Origin of the sequence: Desulfotruncus arcticus DSM 17038, assembly GCF_900113335.1 — a bacterium.
GTDB classification, from domain to species: domain Bacteria; phylum Bacillota; class Desulfotomaculia; order Desulfotomaculales; family Desulfallaceae; genus Desulfotruncus; species Desulfotruncus arcticus.
This window is the reverse complement of record NZ_FOOX01000022.1, coordinates 80,982-96,777: the sequence shown is the minus strand read 5'-3', so window position 1 is coordinate 96,777 and position 15,796 is coordinate 80,982. Positions and strand designations below refer to the sequence as shown.

At 49.0% G+C, this 15,796-nt stretch carries 18 protein-coding genes and 1 pseudogene; 5 read left to right on the top strand and 14 right to left on the bottom strand.

What is annotated here, in order from left to right:
- Positions 1 to 247, top strand: a 247-nt coding sequence (locus tag BM056_RS22570) for a hypothetical protein (RefSeq protein ID WP_207648236.1), incomplete at its 5' end; no start/stop codon positions are given.
- Between the two features lie 221 nt (positions 248 to 468).
- On the opposite strand, the gene BM056_RS27415 is transcribed toward BM056_RS22570, so the two are convergent.
- From BM056_RS27415 to BM056_RS22510, 13 genes are all read right to left on the bottom strand, one after another.
- Complete coding sequence (locus BM056_RS27415) at positions 469 to 591, bottom strand: hypothetical protein (RefSeq protein WP_274377579.1); 123 nt, start codon at positions 589 to 591, stop codon at positions 469 to 471.
- The gene (locus BM056_RS22565; protein WP_092474810.1) at positions 578 to 808 is read right to left on the bottom strand and encodes a HypC/HybG/HupF family hydrogenase formation chaperone; all 231 of its coding nucleotides are present in this window, start codon (positions 806 to 808) and stop codon (positions 578 to 580) included. Before BM056_RS22565 ends, BM056_RS27415 begins: the two co-directional genes overlap by 14 nt.
- A gap of 16 nt (positions 809 to 824) precedes the next feature.
- Positions 825 to 1,526, bottom strand: a complete 702-nt coding sequence (gene hypB / locus BM056_RS22560; RefSeq protein WP_092474807.1) for a hydrogenase nickel incorporation protein HypB — start codon at positions 1,524 to 1,526, stop codon at positions 825 to 827.
- A gap of 12 nt (positions 1,527 to 1,538) precedes the next feature.
- Positions 1,539 to 1,880 (bottom strand): hydrogenase maturation nickel metallochaperone HypA, encoded by a 342-nt coding sequence (gene hypA, locus BM056_RS22555; RefSeq protein ID WP_092474804.1) that lies wholly within the window; start codon positions 1,878 to 1,880, stop codon positions 1,539 to 1,541.
- A 39-nt stretch (positions 1,881 to 1,919) separates the two neighbouring features.
- Complete coding sequence (locus tag BM056_RS26425) at positions 1,920 to 2,252, bottom strand: 4Fe-4S dicluster domain-containing protein (protein WP_274377581.1); 333 nt, start codon at positions 2,250 to 2,252, stop codon at positions 1,920 to 1,922.
- 84 nt (positions 2,253 to 2,336) lie between these two features.
- Positions 2,337 to 3,413 carry a hydrogenase large subunit gene (locus BM056_RS22545; protein WP_092474799.1) on the bottom strand — a complete coding sequence of 359 codons (1,077 nt, stop codon included), beginning with the start codon at positions 3,411 to 3,413 and terminating at the stop codon, positions 2,337 to 2,339.
- Positions 3,414 to 3,425: 12 nt separating this feature from the next.
- On the bottom strand, positions 3,426 to 3,779 hold the full coding sequence (locus BM056_RS22540) for an NADH-quinone oxidoreductase subunit C (RefSeq protein WP_165613676.1): 354 nt from the start codon (positions 3,777 to 3,779) through the stop codon (positions 3,426 to 3,428).
- A 101-nt stretch (positions 3,780 to 3,880) separates the two neighbouring features.
- On the bottom strand, positions 3,881 to 4,306 hold the full coding sequence (locus BM056_RS22535) for an NADH-quinone oxidoreductase subunit B family protein (protein WP_092474793.1): 426 nt from the start codon (positions 4,304 to 4,306) through the stop codon (positions 3,881 to 3,883).
- A gap of 57 nt (positions 4,307 to 4,363) precedes the next feature.
- Entirely contained in the window at positions 4,364 to 5,221 is an 858-nt protein-coding gene (locus tag BM056_RS22530; protein WP_092474790.1) for a respiratory chain complex I subunit 1 family protein, read from the bottom strand.
- Positions 5,218 to 7,152 carry an NADH-quinone oxidoreductase subunit 5 family protein gene (locus BM056_RS22525; protein ID WP_092474787.1) on the bottom strand — a complete coding sequence of 645 codons (1,935 nt, stop codon included), beginning with the start codon at positions 7,150 to 7,152 and terminating at the stop codon, positions 5,218 to 5,220. Before BM056_RS22525 ends, BM056_RS22530 begins: the two co-directional genes overlap by 4 nt.
- Positions 7,153 to 7,342: 190 nt before the next feature.
- Positions 7,343 to 7,939: a hypothetical protein gene (locus BM056_RS22520; RefSeq protein ID WP_092474785.1), complete on the bottom strand. Its 597-nt coding sequence runs from the start codon at positions 7,937 to 7,939 to the stop codon at positions 7,343 to 7,345.
- Positions 7,940 to 8,020: 81 nt separating this feature from the next.
- Complete coding sequence (locus BM056_RS22515) at positions 8,021 to 9,211, bottom strand: sulfite exporter TauE/SafE family protein (protein ID WP_092474782.1); 1,191 nt, start codon at positions 9,209 to 9,211, stop codon at positions 8,021 to 8,023.
- 136 nt (positions 9,212 to 9,347) lie between these two features.
- Positions 9,348 to 10,469: a DUF1847 domain-containing protein gene (locus BM056_RS22510; protein WP_165613675.1), complete on the bottom strand. Its 1,122-nt coding sequence runs from the start codon at positions 10,467 to 10,469 to the stop codon at positions 9,348 to 9,350.
- 456 nt (positions 10,470 to 10,925) lie between these two features.
- Here BM056_RS22510 and BM056_RS22505 point away from each other — a divergent pair, with 456 nt between their 5' ends.
- Positions 10,926 to 11,606 carry a Crp/Fnr family transcriptional regulator gene (locus tag BM056_RS22505; protein WP_092474776.1) on the top strand — a complete coding sequence of 227 codons (681 nt, stop codon included), beginning with the start codon at positions 10,926 to 10,928 and terminating at the stop codon, positions 11,604 to 11,606.
- Between the two features lie 538 nt (positions 11,607 to 12,144).
- Complete coding sequence (locus BM056_RS22500) at positions 12,145 to 13,452, top strand: MFS transporter (protein ID WP_092474773.1); 1,308 nt, start codon at positions 12,145 to 12,147, stop codon at positions 13,450 to 13,452.
- A gap of 658 nt (positions 13,453 to 14,110) precedes the next feature.
- Here BM056_RS22500 and BM056_RS22495 read toward each other — a convergent pair.
- The gene (locus BM056_RS22495; RefSeq protein WP_092474770.1) at positions 14,111 to 14,596 is read right to left on the bottom strand and encodes a TetR/AcrR family transcriptional regulator; all 486 of its coding nucleotides are present in this window, start codon (positions 14,594 to 14,596) and stop codon (positions 14,111 to 14,113) included.
- Positions 14,597 to 14,666: 70 nt separating this feature from the next.
- Between BM056_RS22495 and BM056_RS22490 the strand changes: the two genes are divergently transcribed.
- Together BM056_RS22490 and BM056_RS22485 are read left to right on the top strand one after the other, a co-directional pair.
- A complete protein-coding gene (locus BM056_RS22490; RefSeq protein WP_165613674.1) occupies positions 14,667 to 15,383 on the top strand; it encodes an ABC transporter permease in 717 nt (238 codons plus the stop codon).
- Positions 15,384 to 15,445: 62 nt separating this feature from the next.
- A pseudogene (locus BM056_RS22485) lies at positions 15,446 to 15,748 on the top strand (MFS transporter); the annotation flags it as partial.
- Between the last annotated feature and the right edge of the window lie 48 nt (positions 15,749 to 15,796).

The window sequence follows — 15,796 nt, the reverse complement described above, 5'->3', positions numbered from 1 at the left end:
GGAGTCACGATTAAATACTGACCCTAAGTCATTGGGGGAGCTGTTCTTCATAATGTGTGATGAGGTAAAGGAGCTTGACTATCAAACAGCCCTTACCCAATTGTTATCCATAATGAACTCTATCGTGATTGGTAATACGGTGGAATCTCAAGCAATATCTGTTGCCGAAAAAGTCGATATATGGTTACAACAATTGCCAACATATATAAGGAAAAAGATGTTACCTGCTGTTGCTAATGCGTCTTAAATTGTCAACATAAGCAATTAAGACTTGCTGGTTTCAGGTTGTGCCTAGCTTAAAGGGGTTTTTGGTTCTGTGAAAGTTGAGTAGACAAGATTGGTGATAATAGCAATTTATCTTCTGCCCATGCCGGGCGCATATAAAAAAACGCCCGTTTGCGGGCGTTTTTTTATTGGCAGGGGTAAAGTCAATTTTGGTCCTGTCACTTATTGCAGTGGTACTTGTGTCTAAACCTCCAGCAATACAATTGGCCGCCCCAGGCGGCCAACTGCTTGCAGAGCAATGGCCTTAACCCTGGAAACCATCCTTTTCCCCAGATCAGGGTCGTTAAACCGGTCAAGGATTTTCATTGTTAACAATATCCTCCCATAAACCGATCGTTTCCAGCGCCAGGCCGGTATTTATTTTTTCTATGGCATAACCCGCGTGCACCATTACATAATCTCCGGGCCGAACATCCGCCACCAACTGGATACCCACCTGTCGTTTTACACCCATGGTTTCAATCACTGCCATTTGCGCTGCCGGGTTAACTTCCACAACCTTACCGGGTACGCCCAAACACATTTAAAACACCTCTAATTCAGGAGTCGGTATCCGGCAGTCGGACATCCATACCGCTGCGCGGCAGCTGTTTAACCGACTGAACCATTTTTTCCAACCAACTTACCCACTTTTCCATGCCTGCACCGGTAGTGGCGGAAATTACAAATATTTCCGCCCCGGGGTTAATTTCCTGCAACTCTTGTATACACCCCGGCAAATCGAAATCTGTATAGGGCAATAAGTCCGCTTTATTAATCACCACTGCCCGGGCCTCTTTAAACAACCCGGGGTATTTGGCCGGTTTATCGCTGCCTTCCGGTACGCTGAGCAGCGCCACTTTACACGTTTCTCCCAGGTAAAAAGAAGCCGGGCAAACCAGATTGCCCACATTTTCAATAATAATTATGTCCAGGGCGTCCAGCACCAGATCATCCAAAGCCCTGGCCACCATTTCAGCATTGAGGTGACAGATGCCGCAGGTATTAATCTGTACAATGGACCGGGCATGCTCCGATAAACGCCGGGCGTCCCGGGATGTATATAAATCTCCCTCAATTATCCCGAAATTATATTTATGCTTGATCAAGCTCATGGTAACTTCCAGCAAGGTTGTCTTGCCCGCACCGGGGGAACTGATTATATTTAACGCCAGCAACCCGTTTTTTTCAAAAATATCCCGGTTGTGTTCACCCTTGACGTTGGTAACACTCAGCAAATCCTTGGCCAAGATAACCTTCAAAAAATTACCCCCTTACTCGCCTTCATAATAATCTATATGCAATTCCCTGCCCGCGAGAATATCCACATCACGTGCTCCACATACCGGACATCTATTGATAAAGAATGCATTGGAAAATTCATGACCGCAGTGAGTACACCGCAATAGTCCCTTTTTAATTTCCATGTCCAATTCAGCACTACTGCAAACGGTATCTGCGGCTAAGGCCTCGAAAGCAAAGGATAATACTTCCGGAAGAGCGCCATGAAATTCCCCCACAATTAGTTTTACCCTGGTAACCTTGCTAATGCGGTTTTGCTCCGCACTTTCCAATACTGTTTCCATCAGAGCGCTGATTAGTGAGAATTCATGCATGTGCAGCACGTCCTTCTATTGCATACATCCAAATTCACTTTACGCCTTGCTGCTCGACACGTCCGTTGATTTTTCGAGGGTAGGCCCGGGACGGCCTGTATCCATGGCCAAAGCCCTGTTGGGGCAAAGCTCAGCGCAGCGTCCGCAGTAGATACATGAATATGAATTAAAGACACGTTTGATGAGCAGATGCTCGCGATCCTCCTCCATATGAATGGCATTGGCGGGGCAGATATTGGCACAGATCCCGCAATACACACAACGCTTAGCATCGTAAGCGATCTCTCCGCGCCATTCCGGAAAGGGCGGGCGCTGCTCATAGGGGTAAGGTCTCGTCGCCGGGCGGGAGAAAAAGTTTTTAACCAACTGCATGCTCATTACAGGCACAGCCGATCACCTCCTTAATTAATCCTGCGGCATCAATTAACAGCAACAGCCGGCAGCCGCAGGCGCCGTTTAACGTTCGGTGCAGGCGATACACGGGTCTATGGACATAACGATAACCGGTACATCCGCCAATTCACAGCCCGGAAGCATCGCCAGCAAGGTCGGGATGTTGGCAAAGGTCGGCGTACGCACCTTCAGCCGTTCCAGGTAGACTGTACCATTACCCTTGACGTATTCAAAAAGTTCACCGCGGGGCTGCTCGACCCGGATCATGCCTTCTCCCCGGGGGAAGCCGTTAATTCTTACCGCCAGTTCGGTAGCGGGCAAATTGTCCAGCGCTTTAAAAGCCAAATCCAACGACTGGTGGATTTCGCGGGCCCGAACCATCATTCGGGCGAAACTGTCGCAGCCGTTCTCCACAACCGGTTCAAAACCCAGTTCACCGTATGCGCAATAATTAAGCATGCGGGCGTCGGATGCCCATCCGCTAGCCCGCAGGGTCGGGCCGAGAGCGCCAAGCTTCCAGGCGTCCTCCTTACCGAGGATCCCCTTGCCCGCCGTACGCTGCTTAACGGTGTAGTCCTTGGCGAAAACTCCGTAAATCGCATCGTACTCTTTTTTAAACTTGTTCAACATCCGGCGTACTTGGCCGGTCATCTCCCCGTTGATGTCTCTTCTAACCCCGCCGATAATGCAAGACGATTGGATGACGCGCTGCCCTGTTGTCATCTCCATCGTGTCCAGGATAATTTCCCTGGCTCTCCAGCACTGCATGAAAAGGCTCTCAAAGCCGAACGAGTCGGCCAGCAGACCCAACCAAAGCAGGTGACTGTGGATACGGGAAAGTTCACTCCAAAACACCCGCAAGTGCTGTGCCCGGGGCGGGGCTTTGGTCTTCATCAAGTTTTCCATTAGTTCGCAATAACAGAGCGCGTGAATAAAACTGCAAATTCCGCAAATCCTTTCACAAAGAAAAACGTTATTGACAAAGGGGGTCTTCTCCGCAGCCTTTTCAATACCGCGGTGCATATAACCGATTACCGGCAGAACCTCAACCACACGTTCATCCTCACAGGTTAATTGGAGCTGAATTGCTTCAGGAAGAACCGGGTGTTGAGGACCAAATGGAAAAGTAACCCTCCCCATGTGCAACCCTCCTTATTGTACCACCGGTAGTTGTTTAATCATTGGTGTCCGGGGGCTTTTTTCTCCAAGGAGCATTCGGCACTGGAAGTCAATGGCGATATCCGTGATTTTCAGCCCAAAGAACTCCTTCATTTCGTTTTCAATCAGTGCCGCACTCAGCTGCAGGGATGAGAGACTGGGCAGTTCCTCATCTTTGGCGACACGCACACGCAGGTTGAACAGTTCCAATTCCACCTGAAAGATGTAGATAACTTCAAAGGTCTCTCCCTCGTCGATACAAACAGCATTTGACAATCTGCCGCCCCTGATCAAGAGGTCCTTGGCCGAGTCCAGCAACTGGTTTTTTGCTATACTCCGGTTCTGCAACACTTTCCCTCCCTAAAAAAAGGTCGTCGGTAGCCGGTCGTCAGTCGCCGGAAACAGTGAATGGATTATCTCCGCCGCTGCTGCCGACCACTGAAGGCCGACTACTGACGTTTGCCCAGTTTATCTAAAGCAGCCACCACACCGTCAATGATAGCTTCCGGTCGCGCGGCGCAACCCCGAACGTAAACATCAACCGGAATAACCTTGTCAATTCCGCCAAGGGTGTTGTAACAATTGTGGAAAACGCCTCCACTACAGGCGCATGCGCCGACAGCCATCACCAGTTTGGGCTCAGGCATCTGCTCGAACAGGTTGCGCAAAACCTGTTCGTTCTTCCAGTTGACCGGGCCGGTCACAATCAACAGGTCGGCATGCTTGGGATTCCCGATGTTGAGTATACCGAAACGTTCAACGTCATAAAGCGGTGTCAGGCAGGCCAGCAGTTCAATGTCACAACCGTTGCAGCCGCCCGTGCAGTAATGCAGAATCCAAGGTGACTTAACGCGCGATGTATTAACGATGCCCATCAACGAGCACTCTCCTTTCCCCGCACAATACGGGCACGGCTTGCCGTGCCCCAACGGCTACGCCAGCCACTGCAGCAATGCCATGTTGAGCATGATAAAGCCGACACCCAGCCCCCAGCTAACCGCCACCATCCAGGACCAGCGCAGCCGGGCGGCAAGATTGTCGATGAACAGCTCCAGCAGAAAGGCCGCCAGCGCCACAGCAATGCCGATCCACAGCGGCTGGGCCCAGAACAGCGCAATGAAGGCGAGGATCAAAATTAATTCATACCAGTGCGCCAAATGGATAAGCGCCAGATACGGCCCGGCATACTCCGTATAAACCCCGCGTACCAGTTCCTGGTGCGCGTGCTCGGAGGCGGCAATGTCAAAAGGTGATTTCCGCATCTTGATGCCAAGTGCAATGGTCACGGCGACAAATACCAAAGGCAATGCGGGAAGCAAAGGGTTTTCAAATCCCAGGATGCCCTCAACCGTAAAGGTCTTGGCCTGCAGCGCAATAGCCACCGCCGTAAGCAGCAGGATCGGTTCGTAGGACAGCATCTGGATCAGCTCACGCTGGGCCCCGAAATGGGAGTACGGCGAGCGCACCGACAGGGCGCCGTAAGCCAAAGCCCCCCCGGCAAAGGCCAGCATCAGGAAGATTACCACCAGGTCCTGACCGAGGAAAAACAGGGTAAAGGCGGTCATCGTAAGCAGTAAGTAACTCCACGCCCAAATCATATTGCCGCGTGTGGTAACAACTTTAGCCTTATTGGCCAGTTTGAAAAAATCATAAAATGGCTGCAACAGCGGCGGTCCCATCCGCCCCTGCAAACGAGCCGTAATTTTACGGTCAATACCGACCAGCAAACCGCCGATCAGGGGAGCAAAAACCAACGCCAGTACGGCTGCGAAAAGATTGTTCCAGATCACAAAATCACCCCCACCAACAATGCCGCCAGGCCGACCAGAGCCGCCCAATTGCAGAACGGGGTCAGTTTTTCCTCACCAAAGGCGGTCTTCCAGTAGGTACCACCAACGCTTACGGTTACGGGAGCCTCGGCGACCGATTTGAATTGAGCATCATCATCATCCACGTTGATGCCGCAGAGATAGGCCGGCGATCTTTGTTCCTTTGAAGGGCCTTTGATCAAAAGCGCCGGGAGCAGTACGGCAATCCCCAGTGCAATGAACAGTACCCAGGGAGTAAAAGAACCATTTTGGGCCAACAGGTTCCATCCGGTCAGATCAAAGGGCCGGCCGTACCCCATTCCGACCTGGGCCGGCAAGACCAGCCATTGCATCAATGGCGCCACCAGAATACTCAAGCCCACGGCAACCGCCACCAGGGTTAAAATGCCGGCATAGGCCAGGAACGGCTTATCCTCCCGTACTTCAGCCGGCACTCGCGTAGTCAGCCGGCCGATCCATTTGGCCCAGAAGACGAGTGTGGCCGCACTACCGACGGCCAGGAAGGCGGTAACGATAATAAACCAGCCGGCCTGTGCACCGGCCGCTTCAATGGCGGCCCACTTCGAAAAGGCCACGCCGAAAGGCAGGAACAACATCGACAGCATCCCGACCACCATCGACGTGGCGAGCAACGGCGAGCGGAAGCCAAGCCCCTCCATATCCTCGATGTTCCGGCTGCCGATTTGTTGTTCAACCATACCGACGGCCATGAACAACGCTCCTTTGGATACGGCGTGGAAAACAATCAACGCCAGGGCCGCGGCCATCGCCAGGTCGGTGTTGATACCGGCGCAGCAAATGATCAGCCCTAAATTGGCAATGGTGGAGTAAGCAAGTATACGCTTTGATATAGGCTGGCTAACCGCCAGGATGGAGGTCAGCATGAAAACCAGCCCGCCAAACAGGGCCACCGTCACGGATAAGGTGGTTCCCGCGTAAGCGGGTGCCAGGCGGAGCACAAGATACACGCCGGCCTTAACCATGGTGCTGGAATGCAGCAGTGCGGAAACCGGAGTGGGTGCGACCATGGCGCCCAGGAGCCAGCTCTGAAACGGCACCTGCGCCGCCTTGGTAAAGCCCGTGAAACACAATAGGGCCAGGGCCGGAAGCGCAACCGGGGCAACCGCACCGCTGCCGATCAGCGTTTGTATGGACAGCGAGCCGGTTAATTGGTAAACAAAGCCCGTTCCAACGACCAGCGTAATGGCTCCCAGTAGGTTCATCCACAAAGCCCTTAAGGCGTTTTCTTTGGCCTCACCGGTGAGGTCGTGTCTGATCAGCTGGAAGCAGCAGAGCGTGGTGAGTTCCCAAAAGAAATACAGCCAGAGCAGGTTATCGGCAAATACCAAACCGTTCATAACCCCCAAAAAACCTACCAGGTAGAGGAAAAATTGAGGTTGCCGGCTTTTTTCCCGATGCAGGTGAGCCTCATGTCTCGGCATGTAGTCCAGCGCGTATAGAACAATAATTGAGCCGACAATACAGATCACCAGGCACATCAGGCTGGCAAGCATGTCGATGTAAAACACTTGCCCGGCAGCGTCGTGTGTGCCCGGCCAGGCGAATTTCAGCACACCCAGCCCCACGGCCGCAATAACGGCCAGCAAGGTGACCAGGTTGTGGCGTGCTGTTACACCGACGTAAACAAAATAAGCAATCACCGCAAAATCTAAAACCGTTAAAACGGTATCCCATTGCCCGGGTAAGACCAGCGCAACCGGTCCCCCCGAGGCTACCGTTACCGTCAGCCAGACCGCCGCCACCGCGAGGATTAATGATACGGGAAGCAATAATGCTTTACGTACCGGCACAGGCAGCGGGGCCAGGCCCAGCAAACCGGCGGCAATGGGCAGGATGACCAGGATCCATACCAGGTTCTCGGCGTTAGCCATTTTTGCACCTCCCACAAGGCCAGTAACTTTCAAGGTTTAGTCCTCTGCCGGCTGACGAAGCGTCGGCGCTATAACGCTCCGCCAGCCATAGAGGGGTCTATTGTAACATGGAGGTTGAGTTGCCTAAACTTATAACAAAACTTGACTGCCAGCGCCCAACAATCATCAGGTAAAAGATTTTGTATCTTCACTAGTGACCACGTGCCGCACCTATTTTACTTTTCTCCGTAATAAGGTCGGCGAAACTTTCAAGTTTGCCGGCTTCCTTGTTGTGCTCGTCAAGCTCCCGCTGCACCTGTTTAAAGTAAGGCAGGCGGGGACGCAAGTGCCCGAAGAGAATCCTGCAAATGATATAGGCCGCCAGGAATACAACCACGTAATTGGCTTCCCAACCGGTAAACGGAATAGGAAAACCGATCCCGATAAACCGCGTCTGCATCCATCCAAGGGCGAAGAATACCGGCCAGAGGCAAGCAGCGGAAAGGGCGATCGCATTGAAAAACACCCGGCCGAAAGCATCATTGGCCTCCTTGTTGCTGCTTTTGTACTTTTCCCTGTTTCCCGATTTGAGGGCGCCAAGCGAACGGTTATGCATTGACACCATTTTGGAGTTCAAGACCTTAAGGTGTTCTCTGTTGACGCGATATGCGATTGAAATGGTAAACTCACCCAGCACAACCGTAAGGAACGCGATAAGAAACGTCCCGGCAAAGAAATCAATAACCGGATACCCCGTGATTCTATAGAGGGCAATGAACACGGGATCCAGCGCACTCCATAACCCCACGGTCCTCACCCCCTGATCTCGGTAAAGGGTAGAGCCCGACCGGCAGGCCCCACCCTCGTATCACTTGTTTTCTCCCATAGCTTACATCGGAACCCAGGCCTGCCCGAAGAACCCCTTGCTGAAGTAACCGATGCCTACATAGACGGCCAGGAGAACAAATAGGCGCTTGAGCCAGATATCCGGAATATATTTCTGCGTCCGCGGTCCGATCATCGAACCGACGAAAACACCGACCAGTTCAACACCGATCAGGGACCAGTAAATACCGGCGCCGGCAAGGCTAATGTACGACGTAATACTCGTAACCATACTGATGAACACGGTCAGCGCCGAGGTTCCGGCTACGATGAACATCGGCAGGCCGACGATGCTGGTCATAAACGGCACATATAAAAAGCCGCCGCCTACGCCCAGGAATGACGAGAGCGCGGCGATGACAATACCCCCGAGGAAAGCCCAGACGGCGTTAAACTTGAATTCCACCCCGGCGAAGGTAAAATGGACGACGGGTAATCCACCCTTCGTCACTCTAACTCCACTCGCTTGAGTTCCCTTTTCCTTGACACCGGCTTCAAAAGCCTGTGCGGCAGCCTTGGCGGATTTCTTGCCGGCCTGACCTCTGGGAGTCGTTTCATAAAACAGAAAGCAGCCAACCAGTAATACAAAAAGGCCGAACCAGCCCTGATATTGGTTGAAGCTAACCTTACCACCGGTTAGCCAGGGAATGGCAATAGCGCTTAGGATTGATCCCAGGCCCAGGGCCAGACCAAGCGGCCACACCAAACGCCCCATGCGGTAGAAATTAATACTGGAGACAAATGCTGAAAGACCAACCAGGAACTGGTTGGAAACTCTGATGCTGTCGGTGAGCAATTTGTTTACCGTCGGTGCAGTATCCTTAAAAGTTTTAGCATAAGGACCCAAGCCAAAAACCGTCATATGACCTACGCCGGCCATAATACCACCAAATGCACCAACAGTGGAAAAGATCCAACCTACCCAGATGGCCCACAAAAAGGCCAGGATGAGGTTGACCTGCGGGGCTCCCGGAATGCCCAGAAAACCTTTGGCGGCACCGGGATCAATTTGCCCCTGGCCGGTTCCTACCGGCACTTCCTGGATGGCCTGGCCCAGTTTTCCCGGCAGGTCAAGGTCACCGACAGTCGCCGCGGCAGGGTTTGCCCCGACACCGCCGGCCCCTGCCAGCAGGCACGCCAGGAAGGTCAACAGGAACAGAACCGTTCCTGTCTGCAACAACCGTCCCTTTTTCAAAGAATATTCCTCCTCTTCCCCTTAATTACTGAAGTATAAATCCAAATAACCGGCCTTTAATGCGCTGGTATCCCACCCCCCTTAAACACAATTTGCAGCACCCGGCAGTAATACAGCTTTTACTGCCACAGCAGCTTTACGCAATCGCGCCCCGTTCCACATCATCCAGATCATGCCCTGGCGGTTCGCAGTCCTTATAGCGCTCGGCGACCTCGTAAGGACGCGGATCGTGGTAATCCACATCCATGGCCCGGGAACCCGAATACAGGGCCGCCAGGGTATTATGCCCCAGCACCCGGTCTTTGGGCGCAAAAGTAGTTGTTGGCGGCAGCGTGAAGCCCTCAAAGGTCATATCATGACCAAGACAAATACCAATTTGGACGGATAAATCCACCTTCAGAGCATTATCAATTTTGGCCTGTCCAACGGGATTGCAGGCGGATTCAAACTTGGCGCCGGGGTTGATGTAGGGGGTGTTCTGTTCGTTCTTATCGATGCCGCTCGTCTTACAGCAGACGGAATAGACGAGAAAATATTGTGAGAGGATATCGGAAAGCATTCTTGATTCCTCGAAAAGACCGTTGCAAAATCCCAAACTGATGGATTTAAAACCCGCCCGCTGACCAAACAGGATTAGTTCCTGCAGGCGCGTTCTCCGTACCTGCCCGGGTTTGGGCAAGCCTTTACCCTGCAGGTATTTTTTACGCTGGTAACTGGTATTGACAACCGTCAGCGGGTGATGCCCGAGCACCCAGTCCGGTACCGCGAAGTTGGTGACAGGGACTCTGCTGTGACGGTTGAAGAGGATATCCTGCTCTATACAAAGGCCCATAGAAACATGCATGGGCGCATCATAAGCGTTGAGCTCGTCAACTTTGGTCCGGTCAGCACGGGCATACAGATCAAACCGCCTGTCCGGGTCGTGAAGCAGCTCTCCACCGCTACCCAGGCAGTGGTCACAACACACCGTTTTGACCTCAAAATACGGCGCCAGGGCATCCGCCATTAATTGAGCCTCCCGGTGCATTCCCGCACAGTAAACCAAACCCAGTTGTTTGTACCGCATCATCAGACTGATGAAGATCAGTTCTTGCAACCGGGTCAAGTTGTTGCCGTACACGTGCTGCAAAAAGGCGCTATAAGTAACAAACGGGCGAACGGTGGGATCCTTGTACTCCGGAAGCTCCAACGTTCCCCCGTGACAATCACGCCCTTCTTTGCTGCAGGCCATCTTGAGGTCACAGTATGCACATTTCATAAAGAGATTCCTCCTCCGCATTCCGAATTAGTTCCGCCGGCATAAAACATGACAGTTAACTCAATACCAACGAATTGAAAGCTCGCTGCAGATAAACGCAACAAGCTTTAAGCATATGATTGTTTAATTATTAAGAAATCATTAAAATTATAGAATTGTACAGAAAAATTTGCAGCCTTGCGGAAGACCTTTTTATTGTCAAACTAAAAGCACATCCAAGGTCGGATTGAGGACGGATAAAGTAGCGGCCAAACAGCACGAAAAATGTCGGCTGGCCGACATTTTTCGTGCGAAGGTTTGAGCCTATGGAGAGTATAGAATGAATTATGTACTTTTTTGAGGAAATAAATCGCACCATTGCACCAATGTGGCAGGAAACCCCGTAAACAAGATAGAATGTAAGAATATTATAGAATATTTAGTTGTTTTAGGATACTTGGCTAGGAGGTTACATAAATGCCTGAGAATGCCTCTAAAGAACCGGATGATGCTTTAATCGTCAACGAGCATGAACGCCAAATTATCCGCAGGACCGGTACTGCAGTACACTATCCCAAGGGCCAAATCATCTTTTCGGCGAACGAGCAAGCGGACCGGGTATATCTTGTAGAAAAAGGACATGTTAAAATTTACCGGTTGAGCCCGGACGGTCGTGAAGTGATGGTGGGAATCATCCGCAATCCCAGCGAAATTATGGGACTTGCCGAAACCCTGTATCATGGCAAGCGGACCTGCTTTGCCGGAGCGATCAGTGATGTTGACATGGTCATCCTAACCAAGAACCAGTTCATTGATATTATAGATACTGAACACCGCTTGGCATTGAAGGTAGCTTCCCTGCTGGGCGCAAGGATGCGTGCCGCCGAGACCATGGTTTACGACCTAATGTGTTTGCAGGCTCCGGGAAGACTGGCGCTATTGCTGCTAAGGATCAGTGAGCGGTGTGGAATCAAGACATCTGAGGGGATCAAGATCAAGCTGCAACTGACCCATAGCGATATCGCTTCAATGATCGGGTCAACCAGGCAGACAGTGACCTCAATCATGAATACGTTTCGCAGTCATCAATGTATTGATGTACAGGGCCGTGAGATCGTGATCAAGGATCCCGAGAAACTAGCCGAATGGGTAGCCTAAAATTCCGGTTCTCTTGCAGCCAGGCCAAGAAAGCGCCTAAAAGCCCGACTTTGATATAACATGTTGATAATAATGATGTACTATGTTAAGATAACTTTAACTTTAAGAAATGGAGGTTTTCCTTGTGGCATCTATCAGACTTCGATTCCAAACTTTGAGCCGTTAATTGAATACGTTCAAAGGCTCTGCTTGCCTGCAGGGTAAATGGGATTGGTCTGTCTATTTTTAGGGAAACCTTTATTTTACGATTATGTGAAAAAAGAGGGACAGTTCTACCCTCTTTTTGTTGTCTTTAAAATTTATTGTCTTTAAAAATAGAAATTATCATTTGGGAAAGTAATACGGTTTACTTATCCATCAAGATTCATGTCAGTTCCTTGATTTAACAAGGTGCTGTTCAGGCTTTCTCAGATTTCTTTAGATGGTCCTTATCCATTTACTCTTAAACACAGGCAGGTAGCCTGTGTTTTTTTGTTATTAAAATAGCAGGCTTATGCAATAACCATTGCAAATGAACATAGAAAAGGACGCGAATAAGATGAGACTAACTGATAAATATGTAATAGAAGCAGATAAGAAAACCAATTGGCAAAAGAGCATTATTCTATTTTTGGGCAGCCAGAGCATATCGCTCTTTGGATCGTCCCTGGTTCAATATGCCATTATGTGGTATATCACATTAACCACGCAATCGGGTGTCATGATGACCATATCTATCATTTGCGGCTTCGTGCCAACCTTTATCCTATCACCGGTTGCGGGGGTATGGGCTGACCGCTACAACCGGAAAGCGCTAATCATTCTGTCAGATTCATTGATAGCGATTTCAACGCTGATATTAGCCATCCTGTTTTTAATCGGATACGATGCGCTCTGGCTGCTATTTGTGATGTCAGCTGTCCGCGCTATCGGAACAGGCATTCAAACTCCGGCGGTCGGGGCCATTCTTCCCCAGCTTGTGCCGGAGGATAAGCTTACCAAGGTTAACGGAACAAACGGAAGTATTCAAGCCCTCGTAATGCTCGTGTCTCCCATGGTCAGCGGCGCACTTCTTACAATGGCCTCAATCGAAACCATCTTCTTTATCGATGTGATTACCGCAGCCATAGCGATCATTATATTATTTGTATTTTTGGATATTCCGGTTCACGCGAAAGCATTGCAAAAGCAGACAACCAGCTATTTCAGCGATTTGCAACAAGGCTTAACCTATATCAAAAATCACGACTTTGTTAAACAGTTTTTTGTGTTTTTCGCATTTTTCTTTGTTCTGGTTGCACCTGCCGCCTTTCTAACACCGCTGCAGATTACGCGCAGCTTCGGTGACGATGTTTGGCGTTTAACGGCCAATGAAATTGCCTACTCTCTGGGTATGATACTCGGTGGAATCATCATGGCTTCTTGGGGCGGTTTTAAAAACAAAATTCATACCATGACAATATCGAGTTTTATTATCGGCGCCTGTACCTTCGCGCTTGGGTTTGTTCCTGTTTTTTGGCTTTATTTAATTTTCATGGGTTTGATCGGTGTTGCAATGCCTTTCTTTAATACCCCTTCTACGGTCTTGTTACAGGAGAAAGTTGAGGGGGATTATCTGGGAAGAGTATTTGGTGTATTAGGAATGATAGCAACCTCGATGATGCCGCTGGGGATGCTAGTTTTTGGACCAATTTCCGACATTATTAAAATAGAATGGCTGCTTATGGGCACCGGATTTCTGTTGTTTATTCAGGGATTTTTCTTGCTGGGCAGCAAAGTGTTAATTGAAGCGGGAAAGCCTGAAGCAGTTCTTCATAAGCTGCGAAATCAGGGGGGCAGGCAGCACCCTGATACAGGGGGACACTAAAGTAAAATTAAAACGGCCGGGAGGTCCTATGCGGATCGCCCGGCTTTTGGTATAACTCCGGGTGGGCGGGCAGATCTAAAATCCGGTTAAGGCAGACCCGCCACATGCAGTCTCCGTACTTTTGGCCGTCTCAGACCGGTAAGCAGCATGCCTAATATAACCATGAATCCGCCAACCCACTGCTGCCACCCAGGCTACTCACCCAGCACGATAACCGCAAGAATCAGCGAGGTGAAAGGCATCAAACCGGTAAACGCCGCCGCAGTCAGACTTTGCGTAACCAAATGACCGAGGGCCGCTTAAAGCACAGGCGCTGTATCTATTGGCAAGAGCTGCTGTCAGTATACGGGAAAACAGTGAATTCCGCTATTGCGGCCCCCCGGTGGCCCCTCTTTATACGATGGACTCGCAAAGGGTTATTTATGTTGTTCTCACTTAAGTGTCAGTAGTTTACCGCAATATGTCATAAATTGGTTTTGGTGCCTATCAGAATTATAGGCCCAACAGTTATATAGACAGACTTAAACACCTTTCTGCAATAAACTGCTACCTGGCAATTAGATTAAAAAAATAAATAGTTTAAGCAACACTCACGGCTTGGTTCCGAAATTCAATCGGAGCCAGGCCGTTTAGTTTTTGCCTGGTAACGTTCGCAGTTTTAATGCTCATAATTAATAAAACCAAATGATTTCGTAAATCCTGTAGAAACTAGCTTCAAGAAAATTTTAGCAGCGTCTTCTTCTGAATATACATCCTGATTGATCCACCACTTTATAATTCTCATGAAAACCGAGGACACAGAACTGGCTAAAAGATCTTGGGGTATTTCTGTGAAGGCCTTAGCCGGATTTGAGTCAATTAATTTATAGATAATTTTTATCTGTAAGAGCCGTTCTATCTGCATGGTAAGTTCATAGCTTGAACTGCAGTTAAAGAGAATTCTAAATAACCTTCTATTTTCGGCGACATTATGCAGAATCGTCTGGATTTCCCTTTTTAAATCAATAGAGAAAAGAGCATTGTCAAAATCCAGTTTTTCATACTGTAAATTTTGCATAAGCAGATCCAGGGTATCCTTGACTATTTCATCAAAGAGAACAGCTTTGCTTTCATAGTGACAATAAAAGGTTTTCCGGTTGATCATGGCCTGTTTTGCAATGATTTTAGGGACATTCAATGCACAGTTTCAGCTTAACATTTTTGAAGGTAAAAATATGCTTCCTCAAGCAGCAAAACAGGCCATGTCTGCTTTTTCCTTTAAAGACCGGACTTTATATGACCCGCAACTAAGTTATATGTGTTATGTAACGTATGTTGCCACTCTTTTGATAATTCAATTTTTCTATCTAATTATTTATCTCCTACCAGCTCTTATTGAAGAGAAAAAATTTTTGGCCAACTATAAAATCAGCTTGAAAGTGCTTATACTAAGAGGCAAGTCTCTACTGGTGCGGATCGGAACCATGTGGATCACGATCTGTATTTCTAGTTTCACCGGTTTATGCTTGTGCGGCAGAATTTACAGTTTACCGGTCAGGGGTAATATTCTGGCTTATTTTATTCTGATGATAATATTTTTATTGGCCCTAACGGTTATGGGCTTGGTACTTATATCTTTTCTGAATAAACAAAACTACACCTACTTTGTAGAATTTTATTCTATTATTTATACACTTTTTATTCTTACTTCGGGCGCTACTTGGCCGGAATACATGATGCCGGCAGGTTTTTCCCAGGTTGTGAAATGCATCTGGCCGTATATCCATGTGGCAAATGCCTGGAAATATTTAAGTTTAAAAGAGATTGGCTGGGATATATTATGGCCCTACATCAGGAATGGCCTCTTATTTTCCATTGCGTGGCTGGTGATTGCAATTTTCCTGCATACATTTAAAATATACCGTAAGCAGAAAAATACTTTGGCTAACTAAAAAGGGTAGACTTCTAAGACGGATAATGCCAACTTTTTTACTGACACTTTATGTGAGAATTATCGGTTTTACTCCTCGTAATGCTCGTATCTCCCATGGTCAGCGGCGCACTTCTTACAATGGCCTCAATCGAAACCATTTTCTTTATCGATGTGTTTACCGCAGCCATAGCGATCATTGCGTTATTTGTATTTTTGGATGTTCCGGTTCACGCAAAAGCACTGCAAAAGCAAACAACCAGCTATTTCAGCGATTTGCAACAAGGCTTAATCTATATCAAAAATCATGACTTTATTAAGCAGTTTTTTGTGTTTTTCGCATTTTTCTTTGTTCTGGTTGCACCTGCCGCCTTTCTAACACCGCTGCTGAGCCACTAAAGTAAAATTAAAACAGCCGGGAGGTCCCATGCGGAT